Raw genomic sequence first — 21876 nt, forward strand, 5'->3', positions numbered from 1 at the left:
CGGTCAGGGCTGATCAGTGAGCGGTAGCTTGCGCTTGGGATGCATACCCTCGACCATCCCCATGAAAGGCGGGTGAATGGAATACCCCAGCATGCGCCGCATGTTCTCCGAGACCTCAGCAGCGGTCTCCCTGGACACAGACAGGAAATAATTCTCCTGGGTTCTCAGCCACGGCTCGCAGTACTGGGCGGTGATCGCCAAACGGCTGGCACCGCTCTGATTTTCTCCACCGCCGTGCCACAGGTTGCCCAGGAACAGAATCGCTGACCCCGCGGGCATCACCGCTCTTATGCGCGGGTCGCTGTCCTGCGGAAAGCGGTCTTCAGCCCACAAATGACTCCCGGGAATGGCCACTGTAGCGCCGTTTTCCTCGGTAAAGTCATCCACAGCGAATACTGTAGCGACGGAGAGCGCTGGCCGTGGACGCGGCCAGGGATAGAAACCGTCGTCGATATGCAGGGGCTGGGCCGGCGAGCCGGTCAGTATATTGATCACCTGCGCCTGCGAGAGCAGGTAGTTCGGCATCAGCAGCCGGTCAAGATGGGCGAGAATATGAGGGTGCTCGATGAAACGATCCGCCGCGCGAAGCTTTTCCGGCACGCCGTATATCCGCTGGGTTCGCTCGCCTTCAAATGAATTGCGCCCCATCTTTTCGAGCAACGGCCGGGATTGCTCGCGCAGCTCTTCCAGCTCGGCCAGGCTGACCAGGTCCCGCAGAATAAGGTACCCATCGCGCATCAACTGCCCGTGCTCACAATCGATAATCTCCGAATCGACGGCATCGGCCTCATCCGGGCGGGTAAAGCCATGCGTGCCTGCCAGATCCTTGCCCACATACTGGTCAATGGAATCGATCTGCCTGAACCGCGGATCATCGCGTCCACTTTCTTCATTGCTCATGTTTTCTTCCAAATCTGCGACCGTCTCTTACCATAGATGTTATGGCGCCAAACAGCTATCCTGAGGGCCTGACAAGGCTCCTGCACAGAAGGCCAAGTAGTTCTGTGCAGCAGGGGAGGGATTCCATGGAGCAGATAGGTATCGCGTTCACCGGCCTGGTGGCCATCTGGTTAACGCAACACCGCGATTATAACTACCGCCGCTACGCCTGCCTGTTCGGCCTCGCCGGCCAGCCTTTCTGGTTCTACAGCGCGTATATGGCCCAGCAGTGGGGCATCTTCCTGCTCTGTATTTTTTATGCCGTCGCATGGGCCAGAGGCATCAGAACCTACTGGCTGAAGCCGGTACCGGCCGCCAGCCAATCTCCCTCCAACGCCAACGAATGAGCCGATAGCAGCAAACCCTATGCAATGTTCCTCATGCCAAGCCGACAACGACAACAGCCACAAATTTTGTGGCCAGTGCGGCACGCCGCTGCCCCGGCCTTGTGGTGCCTGCGGTTTTGAGAACCCGCCCACGGGACGTTTTTGTGGCGGCTGTGGCACGAACCTTGAAGGTGAAGCGGCAGCGACACCGGCACAGAAAGAGCAGCTCCAGGAAACCGCGAGTAGCGGACCGGAGCGACGCCATCTGACAGTCATGTTCTGTGACCTCGTGGGCTCCACCGATCTCTCGGTGAAGTTTGATCCCGAAGACCTGCGGGACATCATCACCAGCTTCCAGACCTGCTGTGAGCAGGTGATCCGCAAACACCAGGGCTATGTCGCTCGGTATATGGGCGATGGTCTGCTCAGCTACTTTGGCTACCCTTCCGCCAGCGAATACGACGCCGAATACGCAGTCCGTGCGGGGCTTGAAATTATCGAGGCTGTTTCGAAACTGGACCCCGGCCACGGCATCCGACTGCAGACACGGGTCGGCATTGCCAGTGGCAACGTAATTGTCGGCGATGTGATTGGCGACGGTCGCGGCTATCGCGAGGAAACCGTGGTAGGCGAGACGCCAAACCTTGCGGCACGCCTCCAGGGTCTCGCGCCTCCCGACGGGCTGGTAACGTCTTCGCACACCCAGCGCCTGGTCGGCGGCCTGTTCGAATACGAAGATATGGGCAGTCATCAACTGAAGGGCTTCGACAAGCCGGTACCCGTTTTCCGTATATCGGGTGAGTCCATGGTAGAAAGCCGCTTCGAGGCGGCCCGCAACAGCCAAGACAACGGCACCACCTACGGCCGCGAAGGCGAACTGGGCCTGCTACAACGCACCTGGCAGCAAGCGAAATCCGGCACGGGCCAGTTGGTCCTGGTATCCGGTGAGGCGGGCATCGGCAAATCACAACTGCTGGAAAACTTTCGCTCGGAGCTAAGCAAGGCAAAAGTTGATGTGCTGCGCATGTACGGCTCACCACATGCTCTATCTACACCGCTTCACCCCATTATCAACCTGCTCAGGCGCAAGGCCGGGATTCAACACTCCCAGACACCAGAAGAGCAGTTAGAGCTGCTCAAGGCTTTTGCCCTGCCGCGAGGTTTCCCGGACGAAGAGCTCCCACTACTGGCATCACTAGTGGGCATCTCGGCGGACGCTGGCTACGACTTGCCACCCATGCCACCCCCGGAACAGAAGTTCCGCACCATGCACGCGCTTACTCAGATGATCGCCCGGGCCGCCAATTCAACACCCGTTGTCGTTATCATGGAAGACCTGCATTGGCTGGATGCCAGCTCGTTGGATTTCATCGAGCAACTCACTTTCGTGATCGACAGACTACCGGTACTTATCCTGGCGACGGCGCGGCCTGAATTCAGCGCCCCGTGGCAAAGTGCAGCCCACGCCCACAGCCTCATTATCAATCGGCTGACGGAAGTCGCAGCGCGAGACATCATGAGCCAGGTCAGCGGCGGCAAAGATCTCCCGGAAGAGATCAGCGCTCACATTCTCAGCAAGGCGGAGGGGGTACCACTCTACGTCCAGGAACTGACGAGAGCAGTTTTGGAGGGCCCTTATGTAGAGGAACAGGACGACCGCTTTATCCTGACTGGCAATTTCCACCCTGAAGCCATACCCGAAACCCTACAAGACTCCTTGATGGCACGCCTTGACCGCATGGCACCGGTCAAGGAAGTGGCACAAATTGCTTCCGTGCTGGGCCGGGAATTCCAGCTCTCGGTCCTCCTGTCCATCACAGCACAACCTGAGAACATTGTGCAGGATGCCCTCACCCAATTGGTGGACGCTGATATCATCGTGCGCCGCGGCATGGAACCGCATGTGTCTTACCTGTTCAAGCACGCGCTGCTACAGGATTCTGCGTACAACGCCTTACTGCGCAGCCGCAGGCGTCAGATTCACGCCCAGATCGCGATGAGCCTGAAGGACAATTTCCCAACCCACATCGAAGAGCGCCCCGAACTTCTGGCACACCACTACACCGGTGCCGAGATGTGCGATGCCGGTTTCGACGCCTGGCACGACGCCAGCCAATACTCACTGCGTAAATTCGCCCACCGCGAGGTCTGCGACAACCTGCAGCGCGGCCTGGAACAGTGCGAAAAACTCGAAGATCGCAATGCGCGCCGACACACAGAATTCGAGATGAGATCACTGCTGGGTTCGGCATTGATGGTCAGCAAGGGACCGGGCGACAAAGAAGTGGGCGAGGCCTACGGCGAGGCGGTGAACTTCGCCGAGCAACACCCGGATCTGGCCAACACTTTCCCAGCGCAATTCGGGCTCTGTCGCTTTCTATGGGCGTCAGGTGAATTGAACAAGGCCGTGGATATGGCGCGCAAGCTGTCCGGTGCCGCCAGTGAGAAACGCGACCCGGGGCACTATATGGCGACCCATGTACTACTGGGCATCAGCCTCTGGCATGCGGGCCATAACGATCAAGCCCTGGAAAATCTGGACAGGGTCTGCAACTGCTATCAGATGCAGCGCGATGCGGGATTGTTCTTTACCTACATGATGGACTTTGGCGTATTCGGTAACTTCTATCGCTCCCTCGCACTTCAATCTCTGGGGCGCACTGAAGAAGCCATCGTCGCCGCCCAAACCTCGCTGGATTTCGCGCGCAAGCTCGATAACCCGCACGAGATCGGCTTCGGTCTTTTGGCCAACTTCATTGGCGCCACCTTGCGCCGTGAATGGCACCAGGTATTGGCACTCACTGGCGAGTGCATCGAATTTTCCAGCGCCCAGGGATTCCCTGAATTTGTCGCCCTGGCGCGGGCTTGCCAGGGTGTAGCGCAGGTTCAGTTACTGGATCCAACCATCACCAGTCAGGCCATAGAAAGCGCGATTGAGGATTGGAAAGGGACGGGGTTCAATGCCTGGCTACCCTGGCTCTACGGCCTGCTTGCAGAGTCGGCGCTCGAATTAGGAGACTACGATTGCGCCAGAAAGAGCCTTGCCAATGCTCAGATCTACATGGAACACCAGAACGAACGACAAGTCGAATCGATGCTCTCCGGGCTTGAGCAGAAACTTACGGGGAACACCTCTCCCGCCTGATACAGCTAGGCCAGCACTACGCGCAAAGTGGATGTAGTCAATTGCAGGCGCCGGGTTACCAGACGCAGCATGAAGCTGTGGAACTGCGAAGCGATATGAGGGTGATCTCGATTCAGACGCTCCCCCTCTTCCCGTGTGAACACATATAGCTCTCCACCGTCGTCGACTATGACACTCGCTGTACGCGGCGTCCCCAGGTAAAAACCCACTTCACCAAACACGGTACCCGACGAGGCGCGCCGGATCCGATGCATGGTTTCCAGGTCCGTGCCCAGGTAGACCGACGCACTGCAGGTTTCGAGCAGAAAGAGTTCATCAGAGGGCTCTCCCTCACGGGCGAGAATGTCTCCTGCTACTGCTCTGCGCTGCTCGAAATAGGAAAGAAGAATCTCGACGTTTTCCCACGAACCGAGCGCATCATAGAACTGGTTCAGCAGGCTGGCCTCCTGCTGCTCAACCACCTGCCCCGATAGCACTTGCTCTTCACACCATTCCAACCCTCGATCGAGATCCTGCATCACCTCCACACAGTCCATGCTTTCGTAGTCGAAACCGCTGGAACGCAGCTGCCCCATCATGCTGTCGCTCAGGCCCGTCATCACCAGCACGAAGCCTGTCTTCGCCGCTTCCTGGGCAATCCGCGTAAAACTGTTGGCCGCCGAGGCATCCATATCGTTCACTTCATTGAAATCAAACAGCAGGAATCGCAGCGGCTTCCGCTCTCTGGCCTGACGCCATTTATCCAGCCGCGCGACGAGATCAGCGGAGGTACCAAAGAAAAGATAACCCTGTAATTTGGCCACCAGAATCTGCTCACCGTGCTCACCCAGGAATGCGGCCTCCGCCTGGTTGCGGTCAACATTACTGCTCAGCTGGGCACCAGTGAGCGAGTAACGCACAACATTGATGCGACTGTAGTTCACGACAAAAAGTACAACGGCACAGAGCAGGCCGACGACCACGCCCTCGAGGAAGCCCACCAGCACCACCACGCCCACGATGATCCAGATGACGCCGTATTCCAGCGATGGCATCTGCGACCGAGACTCCAGCAGCCACTGCTGCAGGAAAGTCCAGCCCAGGTAGATCAGCAGGCCAGCCAACACCGGCTTAGGCAACCATGCCAACACATCGAGGCCGCCGTACAGAGTAGCCGCACACAGTGCCGCCGCAACGATTCCTACCCAGCGACTGGGCGGCGCCCCAACGTCCATGGCCAACTTCGATAGCGCCATGGAGGGTAGCGCCGTTAGCCCCCCGGTCAATCCGCTCAAGGTGTTTGCCCAGCCAGACACCCGCAACTCACGATTGATATCAACACCACGTTGCTGCAACAGCGAGAGCCCGCTGACAGTGAGCATTAACGAGACCGCACTCAACATGATAATGGTGAGAAAACTACCCGGATGCATGAACAGGGCGTTCCAATGAATATCGCTCGCTGATGTGAAGAGCACCGGATTTATCACCTTCGCCTCGCCCTCGGGGAAAGGACCGAGCAAGACGCCTTCTGCCATCAGCATCGACGGCGTATAGCCAACACCATAGGCTGCGGCAAAGAAGCTGAGGCACAAAGCTATAAAAATGGCTGGCATCACAATCGCCCCTGAGAAGCGGCGCAACGCCTGGTCGAATACCAGTGCCGCGACGCATGCGGGCACCCAGCGCATCAGGCTCTCATACTCGAGCAGGAGGCTAACCTCCACAACGCTCTCCAGCGACAAATCAGTCGCCACCTTGAACCCACCCAAAGTCATCAGCAGGCCGGCACCGGCAAAGTACCCGCCCATCACCGAATGAGGCAGGTAGCGCACCAAACCTCCGAGACGCAATAGTCCAATCGCTGTGAGTGCCAGACCGGTTAGCAGCGCAACCAGCGCTATAGAGGCAAGAGCTGTTGCAGCCAGATCGGAGGCGGGCAAATCTGCCGGGAGGGACGCGACAACCAGAGTGACCATCAAAGCCAGGATTGGCACCGTGTCGTCGTCAGGCAAAGCCAGCACAGGCCGACAAACACTGAGCATAGTAATGAAACTACCGGCAACAACCGCGGTGGAAACAGAGGCGTTGATACCGACAAATACGCTGTCGGCCAATTGGCCGTTAAAGATCAACGCGGCAAAACTCACGCATGAAATGAGCGCCACGAGGCCCGAGACGAGGCCGGCCAGTAGCGAAGATACCAGCTTCTCGGTAAAGGCCGGCGAGAGAGAGAAACCGGCTTTATTGCGATTAATGTACTGCTTCATTCAGGCCACATAGCCCTTGCCACCGCTCAGAATTGCCAGCGAACCTCCAGACTGTACTCCCGGCCGCGGTTGTAAACGCCGGTGTACGTTTGGAAAGCAAGGCCCCACACACCCGTAACGAGGTAATCCTCGTCGCTCAGATTCCTGCCAGACGCAATCACTGTCCAGTCTTCTGAGTCGCTAACCCATTGCAGCCTCGCATCCCACAACTGGTAGGAATCGGTTTTCATTATCTCGGTATTGTAGGCGTCGTTGTAGACCTCGTCTCGATAGCTCCAGTCCACGCGGGCGATCCACTGGCCATAGGACGAAAGCCACTCCTTGGACAGGCCAAGATTCGCCGCCCATTCAGGCACCCGCTCGAACGCATTCCCCTCGTCGATCAAGGTAGTGTTAGAGTCAATTTCATCATACTTGGCATCGAGCCAGGCACCCATAACGTCAATCAGCCAGCCCTCTCCCGGGGCCAACTGCATTTCCAGTTCAGCACCCTGTATAGAGGCCGCACCCACGTTCTTGGTCACCGGCGCTACACTATTAAACGCCTGGACCTGCATGTCCTCGTAATCGGAATAAAACAACGCGGCATTGAGACGTGCCCGGCCCTCGAGGAAGGTAGATTTAAGACCCAGCTCGTAAGCATCCACAAACTCCGGATCAAACGTGGGAATCAGATCGGTTCCGCTCAGGCCCGCGGGTACAGTTATGCCCGGCACTGCAGGGGGGAACACGCGCTGAGTGAAACCCCCTGACTTGAAACCCTCGGAGTAGCTACCATAAATCATGACATCGTCGCTGACGTCCCAACTCAGGCTCGCCATGGGCGTGAATTCACTGACGTCTATCTTTTTTTCGAGGTCCGGCAGAATACGATACCCCTCTTGCAAGAAGAAGGCGTCCAACGCCGCCAGTGGGTGATCTGGTGGCACCAACTCACTGAAGCCCTGGAAGTAGTTTTTGAGGATGTACTGGTCTGGGTGAAACTTCTTTTCTTCATCGGTGTAGCGCCCGCCTACCGTCAGGTGCAGGATGTCAGAGATATCCCACGTAGCCTGCGCAAATAGCGCCATGGATTCGTTGTCGAATGCCCCGCCAGACAGAAAGTTACTGACCGTAAAGTCCAGCGTGTTCCGGTCGGTGCCCTCCTCCTTGAAGTAGTACGCGCCGAGAATCCAGTTCCAGTCAGCGTGGCTGCCAAGCAACTGAAATTCCTGCGTGAACTGCTCCTGCTCCATCTCGACCGTCCAATGGGCGATGCGATGGGGCGAAATATCGCCGTCCTGACCCTCCAGGCTGTCCAGTTCGCGCCAACCTGTAATGGATTTGAAGGTCATGCTGTCACTGAAATCCCAGGCCACTGTGCCCGCTACGCCCCAGACGTCCAACTCTGGGTCTTCAATTTCGGTAGCGGCGCTCCTGCCACGATCCAGCAAATAGCGCTCGTCCATGCAATTGGGACTATCAGGGTTGGAAGTAATGCCATTGCCCGCGACATCTGTCACGGCACAGGGCACACCGGGAGCCGTGGCCGCAAAAGTCACGTTATGAATGAAGACCATTGGAGGCGGGACGGATGCTACCAGGCCATTGAACTGACTCAGGTCAGTAAAGTCGATGCCCAGCAATTCGAACGCAGCTGCATTCGTTTTCATCTGCGAGTAGTCGGCATTGATATCAACCGACAGGGACTCAGTCGGCATCCAGGCCAGCGCAAAACGGCCCGTCAGAGTGTCTTCATTCCCGAGATCGGCACCATCACTCTGACGCGTAACATAGCCATCCTGTTCCAACGATGCCAGAGAAGCGCGAATCGCCAGGCTGTCACCGAGTGGCACCTCCAGGGCGCCCTTGAGGTTAAGACGATCATCACTGCCTACTGCCAGCCCCAATTCACCCCCGAAATCGCCACCAATCTGCGGCCTCACTGTATTGACACTGATGGCGCCACCGATGGTATTGCGACCGAAGAGGGTACCCTGCGGGCCACGCAATACCTCAATTTGCTCGACATCGATCACGTCCAGCACCGCGCCGAGAGAACGGGCGATGTAAACACCATCGAGATACAGGCCTACACCCGGCTCTACCGTGGCGAGATGATCTTTCTGTCCGACACCGCGAATATAGATAGTGGAAACATTGGAGGAGGCTGTATAACCGGGATTGTTCTGCAAGGTGAGATTGGGCACATAACGCTCGATTTCATCGAGGCTGGTGACACCACGATATTCCAGCGCAAGCGCATTGAATGCTGACACGGCTATCGGCGTAGTCTGCATGATCTCTTCGCGCCGCCGCGCCGTTACCAGCACTTCTTCCAGAACGCCTTCAGCGCTGAGCTGGCGAGCTTTTTGTGCGGGTTCCTGAGCATGGCTATCAACCGCGCTAGCCAGCGCCAGCAAGGCCGATACCGCAACGGGTACTGCGCCGATCATTCCTTGACGCATAACATCTCCTCCCATGAGACGCATCTTACTAATTATTGCACCCAGCCTAGCACAGACGGTAACTAGTGATCATTACCATTCGAACTACAGGTCATTACACCGCCCGCGCTTTAATCCAGCCGCGTGAGGGCCTGTCTTGCATGTGTCCACGGTATTGACCGTACTGTGGATGACGCGAGAGAAACGCCTCCACATCCAGCGGCGCGCCACAGGCGCGACCCCAGCGAGCATCAAAATTTAGTGCCTTTGCCTGGCCGGCTGTCGCAACTTTTCCATCCAGTGAGCCCCAGGGATAGAAAGGCCCCTGCCCTGCACTATACTGGCCATTGTCATTGTCCAGATGGCCGCAGATCGTGCGCGATGAGGCACAGTCTTCGCCGGTATACATATCACCGTGATCGCCCAACATCTGCCGGGCGATGTCTTGATCAATGTTGCCCCTGTGAGCCGCCATCAACTGATCCCAGCGAATGCGCCGGCCAGCACTGCCCAACAGATTACTCCAAGCCGTGGCGCCGCTACCGGTTTGCGCTCGAATGGTTTCATCCAAAGGAATATTGCACCCGGCGTAGTAACCGGAAGTCAGCGGTGGCTGCAGCGCGGAGTGGTTCAGCGTTAATTCGTAGGCAGCGATTCGACCTGTATTTACCTCTGCCAGGAACCAGGTATTTACGTAACCGCCGTTATTGCCATCACTGAACAATGCGCACCAACTCTCAATAGAATCACCGTACTGGCAGGCACGACGGGTGCGCAACCACTCTGGCAGGCCATCGACCTCGAAGCCTGCCACGTCCAGCGAAGTCTCGGTGACGATCAGGCCGCCACCTGTCACGCTGAAATCAGTGCTGCTGTAGACGTAGCCTGGTACTGATTGCATAACCATATCGTGGCCGGACTCCGGCCGGATATGGAGCAGCACATTGTAGGCATCGCCATTGGCGAAACGCTGCCAGGTGGTGTGCACCGCTACAGGCCCGCCATCGGCGGTGTAGTCACCTGTGGCGACAAACGCGCTGCAACTGTGGTGAAAATGGTGTGCGCGTAGCGGGCCAGCGTGGGTGGCGTGCCGGTCCCAGGGCAGCGGTTCATTGGGCGTAATATGCCCGGACATCACCGCCGGGTACCACTGGCAGATCATTTCCGGGTAGCCATTCCATCCCAACAAATCTGCCAGGGTCAGCGCAGGATCATCCGGAGTCGCAGCGTTGACACCATCTACAATGCCCTGCAACTCTTCAAGCAGTTCCTCTCCAAACCCATCGGGTGCTTTTGGCAGAACCTTCATGTAGAGCGCTTCTGCGTTACGCGCAAACCAGTCAAATCCAATGCCCGTGTCGATACGCAAAAGGTAATCGATCTCGCGCAGGGCAGCGCGCAATTCATTGGCCAAAAGGTAGCCGTGCTGGTAGCCGCGCTGACGCGGACTACCCGCGATGTGCAGGCGAATCCAGCCCTCGCTGTTTTCTCGATAGGCGCCCTCCAGTGAGGGCGCTTCCAGTTCACTCATTCCCTGAGTCTCCCGCCAGCACTAGTGACCAAACTGATGATTGTTCAGGAACGCATCATCGCCCGCGCCACTCAACGCTGTCATCAAAGCCAGAGTTAGCATCATGTCATAGTCCAGGGAGACAAACGCACCGGCATGACCCTCGGCGCTCATGGGCACTTGGGGGGGGCGGTTCTGGAACCAATTGGCCCACTGTTCTGAACCGGGGTTGTAGAACAGGAACTCCTGACCATCGGCAGGAAACACCATGTTCGGCGAAGGATAGAGATTCGCGCCGAATGGGTACTGAGCAGAACCGTGACAACTCATGCAAGAACTGGCGGCAAACTGGTCATCCTCGGCGCCGCTATGACGCGAACCATCCAGAGTAATGACATTGTGTCGCTTCGCCACATCCATGGGCGCTGCCAGACGATGTCCCCAGCCGAGGCTGTCTTGAGTCCAACTGGGGGCATTGGTGTTGTACCAGGTTTCCTGCAGCGGTGCGCCGTTTGGACAGAAACCATCGGAGGTGCGAGCACAATCCGGGTCGTTGCCCCACATGGCCCCCACTGCGACGACCTTGTCCCAAACCTCGCAATTTGTGCAGATATCCTTGCCATAAGTGAAACCGATGAACACCCAGCCGGTCTCAGGTGAGGCCACTGAGTCACGTACTTTCACCGCCATTTGGGCGAAATACATTTTCACCATCTCGGCTTGCATCAGGCCTGTGGGGTGCACTGAATTCGCTTTGACGATTGCTTCTGCGGTCGGCCGGTAGACCCAGGACGGCGTAGACCCTTCCAGCGCATCCCAGCCCTCCACAGCCGCGCCCTCTACCTTGACCACAATGGAGCCTTCGGGGAAATTCACCGCGCTGGGGTCGGGCTGAAACGGATTCTGCCAAACCTGTCCGAGCATCGCGCCGGCCACGTCGTTGTAATAAACCACCGAGTGGTTTTCAAAATAGTCGCCGGGAGGAGGTGCGCTGTAAAAAGTATCACTTTGAATAATCTGGCCGGCATAGGATCCCTGAATGGGGTCGCGGCCTGTAAACGGATTGATGGTTCCATCAGCTTGAGGGGAACCTGCACCACCCCAGGGCATGTCGTACCAGCCGGCCACGACCGGGTTCCAGGCATGCGGATCATTCACCAGCCCGGTAATCCCATTGGCCGCCAGAAATTCTTTTACCTTGGCCACGTATTGAGGTGCGGTAGTCTGATCCAGTCCGGCTGCACCGATCGGGAGCCCAGCTCCCGCTACCCAGGTAGCAGCCACCGGTGCTTCAGGGTAGGCGTAATTACTGGTACGAAATGTCCCGACGGGCGCGATCGCACCGGGCCATTCATCCGCCGTAGGGTAAACCGTGTTATTGAAAGCGAACGGGTCGGCGGCTAGTGTGCCACCGGCCATCGCCATACCAAGAGCCAGGGCCGCGAAGCCGACAGGGATTGAACGGGACGGGTTACGCCCTCTACGCTGGATAATCATAATTGCTTCCTTTCTATTATTTTCAGTGGGCCAGACACCCACACCAATTCCTTCTTGCTGCCAGCGCAAGTCTCACCGAAACGGTGGCAGTAGCAATTTAAAAGTAGTTGCTACTAACCTGAGGTCAAGTACGGCAATCTGCTTCAACACAAATGCCGTATGTACTCCTGATTACCGAACAAGTGAGATATCGTGAATGATTCGCCAAACTTTTCTCTTCGCCACCATAATGGCGCTGGTCACACCAGTGGCTAGTGCACTGGAAGAACCTTCGTGGGAATTACTGGAAACGGTAGGCCCGGTCGAATTGCGTCGTTACGCCCCGAGCATAGAGGCCCGCACGGCCCTGGCCAGCAATGGCGAAAGTAGCGGGGGCTTCCAGCGTCTGGCCGGTTACATCTTTGGCGGCAATGAAAGCGGTGAGAAAATTGCCATGACCGCCCCTGTGGCTGAGACGCTAGAGGGTGACAACCCGGTGATGAGCTTCACCATGCCCAGCGCCTACGATATGACACAGTTACCCGAGCCAAACAGCTCGGATATAACACTGCACGAAACACCGGAGCGCATCGTCGCCGCTCTCTCGTTCTCCGGCTGGGCAACCAGCGGAAAGGTTGCCCGCTACCAGCGGCAATTACTGGCCACGCTCGATGACAACGGCATCAGTGCCAAAAGCGCGCCGATTCTCCATCAATACAACCCCCCCTGGACGCCCCCTTTTATGCGGCGTAACGAAGTTGTCGTGGAAGTGCGTCTCGACTAGCCCGGCCATCATCATCACGCACTGGCAAGCTCGACCAGCGCCTTCGCTCCTTTGCCAATACGATCCGCGTAGTCCCGCAGCTCGTTTTCAGGGGGACATACGCCCCCTTTCGCACGCACTTCCAGTTCCGCGAGCTCTCCGGCCAGCGCCACCAGGCCGAAACTGCCACAGGTACTGGACAGTGTATGGGCCTCGTGCGCTACTTCTTTCGCTGAAGCAGCGGCAGACAGAGCCTCCGAGCGTTTCGCACTCTCCTGCGCGAACTTCTCGAGTACCCTGCGCAAATTCTTCGTCCCAAGCTCCGCTAGGAGCGAATCGAACACGTCCCGGTCAACGTTTGCCACAGCCTGAACCGGTGCTGCGGGATCGGGCGACAACCACTTCGCCAGCGCGGACGTCAGCTGCCCCCGGTCCACGGGCTTGGTGAGATAATCATTCATGCCCGCCTCCGTTGCGGCAACACGCTCCAACGAACTCGCGTAGGCGGTCAGTGCCAGCACCGGCACATCAGCTACGTCGACGGATGCACGGATTCTTCGAGTCGCCTCCAGCCCATCTATACCCGGCATATTTATATCCATCAATATCAGATCATGGCCGGCGGCCCGCTCCACTGCCTCCTCTCCACTTGAGACAGTTGTCACGCTGAGCCCCAGGCCGCCCAAAATCATACTGCCCAGCATCAGGTTAGTTTCATTGTCATCAACTAACAGGACACGCCCGGACAACGACGCCTGGGGAACAGACTCCGTGCCTGCCGCCACATCCAGCTCCCTCGCTTCAAGCTGCTCAAGCGGCAACTCCAACCAGAAGGTTGAGCCCCGACCCTGCTGCGATGTCACCCCCAATATTCCGCCCATCGCTTCTACATTGCGACGCACGATATCCAAACCCAGGCCCGTGCCGGATTGGCCAATGGGCTGCTTGTCATCAACGCGACTCCAGTAAGGCTGAAAGACATTCTCCACATCGTCGGGGTGAATCCCCGCACCGCTATCGATCACTTCAATACGAACAGCCTGCCCCTCAACCGTACCTGGACAGGCACGCAAGGTAACGCCCCCTGTCTGCGTAAACTTCACGGCATTGACCAGCAGATTCAACAGCGCTTGCCGCAATCGTTCGGCATCGCCGCGAAAACCCAACGGCAGCTGGGGCACAAGATCAATTCTTGCTTCCAGCCCTTTCTCCTGAGCACTGGCGCGAACCGTATCCAGCGATTCTTCTAGCAACAGACCCAGCTCAAACTCAACCTCACCCTGCGACTCCGTCGCCTCTATCTTGGCAACATCCAGCACATAGTTGATAACCTGCATGAGATTTTTGGAAGACTTGTGGCCTAACTGCACAAGCTTATCGGCACTCTCGGAGAGCTGCTCGCCTTGAAGTAACGCCAAAGCACTCACGACTCCGTTCAGCGGCGTGCGCATTTCGTGACTCATTTGGGCAAAGAACGCGTTTCGCTCGACCTGCAAAGCCTCAAGCTTTTCCTTGGCTTCATTCAGTTCGCTGTTCAGTAGCTCCAGGTCGGCAACCATTTGCTTCTCAGTCGACATGTAAAACAACTGATCCAACTGGGCGTCCTGGGGTGCAAAGTCACCCAAACCGAGATTCAGTTCGGGCCGGTTGGTGGTTAACCATAACAACCAGGGTGAACCGCAAAAGCACAACAGGTCTCCACCGGGCGGGCGCAGTAGTATCACCTGGCCTCGTATAGCGAAACTGTCGTCGTTCGCTTGCATCATGAATAGCGAGTCCATGTGTTCACACATGGTGTCGAAGTCGTTTACGGATCGGGGACGCTGAAGCTTAAAAAGCTCAAACAGCGGCGCTTCTTTTTCGAGTGCGGGCACAAACCGCTGCAAGGTCTCACTGGCATGTACAATCCTGAGGTCACGATCGACACACATCACAATCGAGAACAATCGCTGCAGCTGCTCAAGCTCATTGACGCGACGGTCCCTCACTGCAAAGTCACTTCAAATACAGTGTGCTCGCCTCGATCAACGCCGACAGGTTCCTGCGATTGAATTTCGAGTTCACACGAAAAATGATCGGCCAGACCCTTGAAGAGACCGACAACGAAGGGAGTCAAACCCTCGCGCTGGCTGATGTAATGAACACGATGATGTTTTTCATCGATCGATTCGATCTGGAACTCAGGCGGCACATAGTTAAGAAAGGTGCCTGTGATCCTGTCATGGAGACCGTTGATATTCGCCAGAAAGCCCACCATGTCTTGCCCAGTGGCGTCCATCAACGAACCGTAAGCCTTGGCTGCAACCTCTTTCACCCAATACACGCCGAACATTTCAAGGCAGGCTTCAACCGGGGCGCCAAGAACCTCGGATGCAGCACCAGCCAACGCATAGGTCAACTGGTCGTCATAGCTGCGCATGGTCAGAAAGGAATCCTGCGGTATTCCAGAGGCCTCAAACACTGCCTGCCACTGTTCTTCGCCGAATTCACTCTGGATCATATCTTTCAGCGCTTTGTTGATTAATCCGTACATAAAAATTCCTCCAAAAAGGGGTTATCAGGCAATCTCTTGCTTCCAGGATTGCAACTTACGATAGAGCGTCGAAGGTGCAACTTCCAACAGCCCCGCCGCCCGGTTCACGTTGCCATCGCAAGCTTCAATAGCTGACTCAATAGTGTTTTTCTCAACTAGCCAGAGTGGCTCGATCTCGCGCCTGCGCTGCAGCCCATCATCGGCTGAGCGCGGTACCACAGGTGCCGCGGGACTTGCCGCTTGCATGCTACCCAGATCAAGGTGGCCTGCACTAACAGACTCGGGCAACATCGCTTCCGTCACCCGCTCACCATCATGAAGCACCGTTATCTGCTGTACCGTGTTCTGCAGCTGGCGAACATTGCCCGGCCAGGGATAACGACACATGATCTGCAAAGCCTTGTTATCGAAACCCGTAAAGGACTTGCCCTCGCGCGCCGCGAAGTCTGCAAGGAAATGCTCAGCCAACATTGCGATATCATTTTCACGCTCTCGCAGCGGCGGCATCCGCACGGGAACCACGTGTAGGCGATAGAATAGATCTTCCCTGAATCGCCCGGCGCGCACCTCTTCCAGGGGGTCACGGTTGGTGGCGCAAACGAAGCGCACATCGACCTTTTCGAGAGTATTACTGCCCACCTTGCGGAATGTTCCGGTCTGAATAAACCGCAATAATTTCTTTTGCAGCTCCAGACTCATTTCACAAATTTCGTCGAGGAAAAGGGTTCCTCCGTCTGCAACTCCGGCAGCACCTTCGCGCTGCGAACTGGCCCCGGTGAACGCCCCCTTCACATGGCCAAACAGCTCGCTCTCCATCAACTCCCCGGGAATGGCTCCGCAATTGATGGCGATGAACGCCTTGTCACGTCGCGGGCTGTGTTGATGGATTGCCTCGGCCGCCAGTTCCTTACCGGTTCCGCTTTCGCCGACGATAAACCCCGTAGCGTCACTGCCGGCAAGTGCGTCAACCGTCTTGTACACCGACTGCATGGCGAGCGAGCTTCCAATGAAACTCCCAAACCGATCGCGCTGAAGTTGCGCCAGCTCACCTGCCTGCCGATCGAGGCCCAGCTGCGTGGCAGCGTTTTCCATAGTCACGCGAAGTCGCGCCGCGTCGAAGGGTTTGGTCAGGAAGTCAAAGGCACCGCGATCAATCGCTCGAACAGCCAGGTTGGAGGTGCCATGCGCCGTCATAACGATAACCTTTGGCGGCGTATCCAACTGCATACATTCATCGAGAAAGTCCATGCCGTTCCCGTCGGGCAACTCAATATCCAGCAACACGATATCGGGACAGAAGCCGGAAAGGCTCGCGTTGGCAGTGCCCAGGCGATCGACGGCTACCACATGATAATTTCCCTGCTCGAGATAGGCTTTGTAAACCTCGGTCAGCGACACGCTGTCCTCAACCATCAGCACCTTGAGTGGCGGTGTAGTCATCGTTCAATTCCTCACTATCGGTCCTGGTAGCACAGGGTTAATGAATTGGGGGCTACCAAGCTTTCTGTACTTAACAATCCATGGTTTATGCCAACTCTCGCACTTTGCAACTCAATCCAGAAATAAAATTATAATCCATTGTTTTTATTGACTAAATTCTCTTCAAGATAGAAGGAAAGCGGGTAGTTATTTCATTAGCATCTCAACCTTAAGTGATGAATTCGCAATATGCAATTCATTATGCGACGCATTTCGAGACCTAATTGATAGCGCTGCCAGCGCAATCGCGAACGAACCGAGGGTAATTCCCTGAGCATAGGCCAAACCTGGATTGAGCAGCAGATTAAAGCTCTGCGCCGTCATGAAGATAAGACAACCCCAGAGCAGCGGATCACCACCAGACCGGGACACTCTTGCACCCATGTTCGCGCGGTACAGTGCGAGCCAGATTTTGACATGCATAACCAGATACACACCCAGCCCCACCAATCCGTACTTGTATGTCACACCCACGAGACCGAGGTCGGAAGGGTAAAAATACGGCGCCACAATATCCTGATAGGAATCGCCATAAGCGCTGTCTTCACCCGCTCCCAGGAGGAGGTGAGAGGGAATGTGCTCCAATGCAGCGGCGAAGGCCATCAAACGGATGGAGCCGCCGTCGGCGTTAAGGAAATGCTCGGCCGCAAGCAGCAAGATATAGGGCGCAGCGAGCAGTACCAGCGGCGCCAGCAAGACCAAACGGCGCAACTGGCCCGGATGTGCCAACAACAAGGGGTAGAGCAAGACAGAAACAAGAAGTGTGGCAAGCGTCGACCTGAACTGCACAATGCTCCAGATATAAGCCGCCAACAGCACCAGCAGCAGCGCACCGATCCGACTCAATCCTCTGCGACTCTGGGTCAGCACATACAAACCCCCAAGCAGAGCCAGCATGATGGCAAACAGTGGCGGCTTAAGACGAAAGCCTCGCCACTCATCGAAGGTCACCAGGTTGCTCACCGTGTGGTCGCTGGAAAAGAATGCCGCACTCAGGTCCATCGTGGCATAGAAAAACAGGTAGTTGACCATCAGCGCAAAAAGGGCCAACCAGACCGCACGTCGCACGCCCGCCAGGGGCAGCCCACAGCGCACCAACAGGTAAACAGCCGGGCCCAGAAAACCCAACAGAAACTCCCGGGCGGAGAACAGGCTATACAGCACATTGCCTCGATACTGCAGCGCAAAAACCACCGCGCTCACCAGCATGATACCGCCCAGCAGGAGCACCGGCCCCAGCACCCAACGCCGCCACTCTGCGAGAGGAAGGCGGAACAAACTCCGCCACGCACCCACGATGAACAGCAGCAGCGCACAGGCGATACCCACCTCCTGCAGACGATTAGCCATATAGTAGCGTCCACCCTGAAATCCGGCGAAGAGTCCCAGCCAGAGCAGCCACAGAAGCAGTCCCTGGATATCCACGCTGGTCTTGCCAGGACTCTTGGTACCGGTCAGTTCAGGTAAAAGTTTCGCGGCTGCAATCACGCCGGCGCTCCAGGCTGAGGCAGACCAAGCAGAACACGCACCACCGCTCGAGCATTCGCAAACTGGCGGCGCAGCAAGCACTTACCCACATCCAACCATGCGGCCAGATAGGCAACAGGTAGATAGCGACGGTAGTGACAGCGCATGAAGCGCAAGCGACTGCGATAGAGATGATAATCAGCGAACGCCGAAGCGCTGCGCTGCCAGCCCGGCGAACCAATACTACTGCCTTCCCGGTGGTAAATACGCGCTGCGGGCTCCACCAGCAGTTCAAAACGTCCATTCGCACGGGTGAACCAATCTATTTCTTCGTAGTAGAGAAAATACTGCTCTCCCATCAGACCCACATCCTCAAGAAATCGTCGAGGCAAGAGCATGGAGCAACCGCTTAAATAGGCCAGTGAAGCTCCCTGGGCATCCTGTGCGGTGATATCTTTCTCATGAACAAAGCGCCCTTCAGATCTGTGTGCCACACCGGTGAAGTGGTTGAAACGATTGCCGCCCAAGGCCTGCACAATCTCTGGCCGATCAAAGAAATGAATGACTGATCCACAAACCGCCAAACCCGGTGCAGCCGCGAGGCGATCGCGCATCCGCAGCAGACAGTCGGGCTCCACCATGGTGTCGTTATTGAGCAGCCAAACATTGCCCATATCGTTCTGGCTGAGCGCAAGTCGCAACCCGACATTGTTGCCCGCTGCAAAACCCAGATTGGCGCCATTGTCCACGAGCATCAGATCACCATCGAATACAACATCACCGCTTTCAGCCTGTTCTTTGGTGATGCGCCGCTGACGCAGCGGGCGAGGGGCGCGCCCCAACAGCCGCGCCAGGCGAGCCTGCTCTACCGACTCAACCTCAAGCTCTCCCGACGCCCAGGCACTGATCTTCTCGAGGCTGCCGTCACCGGATGCATTGTCACAGACGATCACCCGCAGTGGCGCACCTCCACCCGCGAAAACGCTCTCCAAACAAGCGATAGTATCGCTCCAACCGCGCCAGTTGAGCAGCACGACGTATGTGACATCACGCATCGCAAGGCTCCCCTGCGATCGCCGCCAGCAGCTCACTATCGTCGACAAAAGCCAGCATCTTACCCAGCCCGGCAACCTTGAACATTTGTCGCGTATTGGCGGACGCGCCACTGATAAACAAGTTTCCTTCGCCCGCTTCCAGCAGCGGCATAAGCGCACCGATTGCGGAACTCTCCAGCAGATTTACACCGCGAAGATCCAGCAGGCAGCGATTGCGCGCAACAACACTTAACAGGCTTTCCACGACACCCATCTTCGCAAGACCATCGGCGTCCATCAGCCCACGCAGAAATACCAGGGTCGTGTCGTCCAGTGCGTAGCTACTACACAACAACTCCTCCGAACCATCGGCGCGACGCGCACCCAGGCTTCCCAACGTCGACTCGTCGCCATCGTTGACGAGATCCAACACGCGACAGCTCGCCAGCTGACGTCTAAGTTGCGGCGTCATACCGATGAACTGCAAGCTGCCTTCGCTCATGCGCTGCAGCTCTGCCAGCGTGAAGAACGCCTCCTGGCCAGCCATCTCCACACACCGCACAGCCGAGAAGTCCAGGATACTCAGCGCGGCGGCAGAATCATCAACATCCAGTTCTTTAGCGACGACATGCAAATATTCGGCGGAGACGTATCGCGGCAGCGGCAGAACGCGCAAGGACTCCTGCCGAGAGGACCAAAGCCATCGCCAGACCGGCTGCTGCCGTTTAGCCGGCATAGCGAATACCAGCTGCTGCCTGAAGCGTGCATACAAAAGCGGAGTGCTGAGCAACGCCAGCTTCACCAATCCCTCAGCATAACGACGCCATAAGCGCACCGGATCCTGGGTTATCCGGTAAAGCCATTCAATATTCATGCGCTGCATCCAGCCCGGAGCCCGGCTCACACCGCCGGTAATAAATTCGAATGTGCCGCCAACACCGATCGCCACTGGAACCCTGAGATGGCGCCGGTTCCTGTTGAACCACAACTCCTGCTTGGGATTACCCAGACCGACAAGCAGTATGTCGGCACCAGAGCTATTTATCTGCGCCAGCAACTGCTGGTCATTATGCGCACTATCCTTCAGGCCAGGCCCGGCGGTGTGTATATACGGCGCAGATGTACCCGCGATGGCAAGACCGGGATACCGTTGTTGCAGACAATCCGCAGCGCGAGCTGCGACACCCTCGCCACCTCCCAGAAGGAACAGGGACAGACCATCCTGCGCAGCGCGCTCCGCCAGGGCGGGCACCAGATCAGAACCACATACCCGCTCTTTCAAGGGCTTACCCATGATCCGACTCAGCCAGACAATCGGGAAACCATCGGCTGTCACCAGATCCGAATTGCGCAGCACATTCAGCAACTCCGGATGGCGAGCACGACCGGAGCCGACCCCCAGCGCGTTTACCAGGAAATCCACATTCAGCGTTGACACCAGGCGGGCTCGACCTTCTTTGCATCGCGCCCAATCCATCATGCGATCCACGACCTGATCAAGAGAGAGGTTATCGACAGGGATACCCAGTGAGTTTACGCAGTCTCGAAGAGGTGCATGCAGCGTTGTAGTCATAGGGAGTTCTCCTCAGTTTTTTGCAGCGCCAGAACCTTATGTTCGCGGCGGTAGGCGAGAATAGTGTTTAACATTTGAATAATTGTCAGCCGGGCAAACACAAGGAATACCGAGACAAGAAGGCCGGCAATAGCGCCGAAAAGCACTTTGCGTTTGCGAGAAAGATTGAAGCTGCGATAAGGGAGAGCAGCAGGGTCAATGATCTCCAATGCATATTCTTCTCGTGCATTCGCCAGCATGGAGATGGCCGCTTGCGCTTCAATGAGCCGGTAGATCGACTGCTGAATGTCGACGACATCGGCGCGCTGCAGTTCGTTTTCAAGATATGCTTGCTTGCGCGCCACATCAGCGAGCGTACGACCACGAATAAACTCATTAAACGCAGCCACATATAGATTGGCCCAATCGCGTGCCAGCACAGGATCAGCCCAGACCATACCTACAGCAACAATGTCAGTTTCTTCATCGACATCAATTGTCCTGACCTCGTCTCGGAAGCGGGTAAAAACCGCGCCGCGATCAGGCTCAAAGCCGTTTATCCATGCGCCCGACTGCTCATCCCAGAATTCAGGATAGAAGTGTCGATCCAACTTGTGCTCTGCCAGAAAGCGCATGGTGAAGTCACGCGAAGACAGGCGTGCGAGCATGACGTCGTTGTAATTGTCATGCGTAGTGCCCATGACAAAACCGTGCTCCACTAGCGTAAGCACCTCAGAGGCGCGACGGTCGTCCGGAGAGACCCCACCCGGGTCCTCGATATCTACAATGCTCACCCGGGCAGAGGACTGGTACATATACGGACTTGAGTAGGCCCACCAAGCGGTGAGTGCCGCCGCACAGAGCACCCCTCCCAGCAGCCACCATCGCGCATCAATCAGCGCGTTGACATAGGGCATCAGGTCAATGTGCATCACTGCCGCATCTGCAGCGGCTGTGTCGTAATCACTGTTCATCGC

The 21876-nt window shown here is 56.9% G+C and carries 15 protein-coding genes; 3 read left to right on the top strand and 12 right to left on the bottom strand.

The genetic code is table 11. From position 1 onward, the window contains the following. Nucleotides 1–3: 3 nt before the first annotated feature. Nucleotides 4–900 (bottom strand): phytanoyl-CoA dioxygenase family protein, encoded by an 897-nt coding sequence (locus EY643_RS16675; RefSeq protein WP_153240300.1) that lies wholly within the window; start codon nucleotides 898–900, stop codon nucleotides 4–6. Nucleotides 901–1025: 125 nt separating this feature from the next. Here EY643_RS16675 and EY643_RS16680 point away from each other — a divergent pair, with 125 nt between their 5' ends. Both EY643_RS16680 and EY643_RS16685 read left to right on the top strand, forming a co-directional pair. After that, complete coding sequence (locus EY643_RS16680; protein ID WP_153240302.1) at nucleotides 1026–1286, top strand: hypothetical protein; 261 nt, start codon at nucleotides 1026–1028, stop codon at nucleotides 1284–1286. 19 nt (nucleotides 1287–1305) lie between these two features. After that, complete coding sequence (locus EY643_RS16685) at nucleotides 1306–4410, top strand: adenylate/guanylate cyclase domain-containing protein (RefSeq protein WP_153240303.1); 3105 nt, start codon at nucleotides 1306–1308, stop codon at nucleotides 4408–4410. A 5-nt stretch (nucleotides 4411–4415) separates the two neighbouring features. Here the strand turns inward: EY643_RS16685 and EY643_RS16690 are convergent, their stop codons facing one another. From EY643_RS16690 to EY643_RS16705, 4 genes are all read right to left on the bottom strand, one after another. Further along, complete coding sequence (locus EY643_RS16690; protein ID WP_153240304.1) at nucleotides 4416–6659, bottom strand: SulP family inorganic anion transporter; 2244 nt, start codon at nucleotides 6657–6659, stop codon at nucleotides 4416–4418. 26 nt (nucleotides 6660–6685) lie between these two features. Then, on the bottom strand, nucleotides 6686–9106 hold the full coding sequence (locus tag EY643_RS16695; protein ID WP_240732745.1) for a TonB-dependent receptor: 2421 nt from the start codon (nucleotides 9104–9106) through the stop codon (nucleotides 6686–6688). Between the two features lie 94 nt (nucleotides 9107–9200). Next, on the bottom strand, nucleotides 9201–10616 hold the full coding sequence (locus EY643_RS16700; RefSeq protein ID WP_153240305.1) for a C45 family autoproteolytic acyltransferase/hydrolase: 1416 nt from the start codon (nucleotides 10614–10616) through the stop codon (nucleotides 9201–9203). Nucleotides 10617–10637: 21 nt separating this feature from the next. After that, nucleotides 10638–12092 (bottom strand): hypothetical protein, encoded by a 1455-nt coding sequence (locus tag EY643_RS16705; protein ID WP_153240306.1) that lies wholly within the window; start codon nucleotides 12090–12092, stop codon nucleotides 10638–10640. A gap of 196 nt (nucleotides 12093–12288) precedes the next feature. Between EY643_RS16705 and EY643_RS16710 the strand changes: the two genes are divergently transcribed. Continuing rightward, nucleotides 12289–12855: an SOUL family heme-binding protein gene (locus EY643_RS16710; RefSeq protein WP_153240307.1), complete on the top strand. Its 567-nt coding sequence runs from the start codon at nucleotides 12289–12291 to the stop codon at nucleotides 12853–12855. A gap of 14 nt (nucleotides 12856–12869) precedes the next feature. Here EY643_RS16710 and EY643_RS16715 read toward each other — a convergent pair whose 3' ends face one another. The 7 genes from EY643_RS16715 to EY643_RS16745 all read right to left on the bottom strand — a co-directional run bounded on the left by EY643_RS16715 (nucleotide 12870) and on the right by EY643_RS16745 (nucleotide 21873). Then, a complete protein-coding gene (locus EY643_RS16715; protein ID WP_153240308.1) occupies nucleotides 12870–14822 on the bottom strand; it encodes an ATP-binding protein in 1953 nt (650 codons plus the stop codon). Further along, nucleotides 14819–15367 carry a heme NO-binding domain-containing protein gene (locus EY643_RS16720; protein ID WP_153240309.1) on the bottom strand — a complete coding sequence of 183 codons (549 nt, stop codon included), beginning with the start codon at nucleotides 15365–15367 and terminating at the stop codon, nucleotides 14819–14821. Before EY643_RS16720 ends, EY643_RS16715 begins: the two co-directional genes overlap by 4 nt. 24 nt (nucleotides 15368–15391) lie before the next feature. Beyond that, nucleotides 15392–16807, bottom strand: a complete 1416-nt coding sequence (locus EY643_RS16725; RefSeq protein WP_153240310.1) for a sigma-54-dependent transcriptional regulator — start codon at nucleotides 16805–16807, stop codon at nucleotides 15392–15394. A gap of 186 nt (nucleotides 16808–16993) precedes the next feature. Beyond that, complete coding sequence (locus EY643_RS16730) at nucleotides 16994–18334, bottom strand: hypothetical protein (protein WP_153240311.1); 1341 nt, start codon at nucleotides 18332–18334, stop codon at nucleotides 16994–16996. Further along, nucleotides 18331–19368, bottom strand: coding sequence for a glycosyltransferase family protein (locus EY643_RS16735; protein ID WP_153240312.1), 1038 nt, complete (start codon nucleotides 19366–19368; stop codon nucleotides 18331–18333). The genes EY643_RS16730 and EY643_RS16735 overlap by 4 nt, the downstream gene beginning before the upstream one ends. Next, nucleotides 19361–20920, bottom strand: a complete 1560-nt coding sequence (locus EY643_RS16740; protein ID WP_153240313.1) for a WecB/TagA/CpsF family glycosyltransferase — start codon at nucleotides 20918–20920, stop codon at nucleotides 19361–19363. Before EY643_RS16740 ends, EY643_RS16735 begins: the two co-directional genes overlap by 8 nt. Beyond that, complete coding sequence (locus tag EY643_RS16745) at nucleotides 20917–21873, bottom strand: GumC domain-containing protein (RefSeq protein ID WP_153240314.1); 957 nt, start codon at nucleotides 21871–21873, stop codon at nucleotides 20917–20919. The genes EY643_RS16740 and EY643_RS16745 overlap by 4 nt, the downstream gene beginning before the upstream one ends. Nucleotides 21874–21876 lie beyond the last annotated feature (3 nt).

It is taken from the genome of Halioglobus maricola, from assembly GCF_009388985.1.
Lineage (GTDB): Bacteria > Pseudomonadota > Gammaproteobacteria > Pseudomonadales > Halieaceae > Halioglobus > Halioglobus maricola.

Excerpts from the sequence above, each read along its gene's own strand:
- EY643_RS16675 (WP_153240300.1), bottom strand. The coding sequence starts at position 900 with ATGAGCAATGAAGAAAGTGGACGCGATGATCCGCGGTTCAGGCAGATC.
- EY643_RS16680 (WP_153240302.1), top strand. The coding sequence starts at position 1,026 with ATGGAGCAGATAGGTATCGCGTTCACCGGCCTGGTGGCCATCTGGTTA.
- EY643_RS16685 (WP_153240303.1), top strand. The coding sequence starts at position 1,306 with ATGCAATGTTCCTCATGCCAAGCCGACAACGACAACAGCCACAAATTT.
- EY643_RS16690 (WP_153240304.1), bottom strand. The coding sequence starts at position 6,659 with ATGAAGCAGTACATTAATCGCAATAAAGCCGGTTTCTCTCTCTCGCCG.
- EY643_RS16695 (WP_240732745.1), bottom strand. The coding sequence starts at position 9,106 with ATGCGTCAAGGAATGATCGGCGCAGTACCCGTTGCGGTATCGGCCTTG.
- EY643_RS16700 (WP_153240305.1), bottom strand. The coding sequence starts at position 10,616 with ATGAGTGAACTGGAAGCGCCCTCACTGGAGGGCGCCTATCGAGAAAAC.
- EY643_RS16705 (WP_153240306.1), bottom strand. The coding sequence starts at position 12,092 with ATGATTATCCAGCGTAGAGGGCGTAACCCGTCCCGTTCAATCCCTGTC.
- EY643_RS16710 (WP_153240307.1), top strand. The coding sequence starts at position 12,289 with ATGATTCGCCAAACTTTTCTCTTCGCCACCATAATGGCGCTGGTCACA.
- EY643_RS16720 (WP_153240309.1), bottom strand. The coding sequence starts at position 15,367 with ATGTACGGATTAATCAACAAAGCGCTGAAAGATATGATCCAGAGTGAA.
- EY643_RS16725 (WP_153240310.1), bottom strand. The coding sequence starts at position 16,807 with ATGACTACACCGCCACTCAAGGTGCTGATGGTTGAGGACAGCGTGTCG.
- EY643_RS16735 (WP_153240312.1), bottom strand. The coding sequence starts at position 19,368 with ATGCGTGATGTCACATACGTCGTGCTGCTCAACTGGCGCGGTTGGAGC.
- EY643_RS16740 (WP_153240313.1), bottom strand. The coding sequence starts at position 20,920 with ATGACTACAACGCTGCATGCACCTCTTCGAGACTGCGTAAACTCACTG.
- EY643_RS16745 (WP_153240314.1), bottom strand. The coding sequence starts at position 21,873 with ATGAACAGTGATTACGACACAGCCGCTGCAGATGCGGCAGTGATGCAC.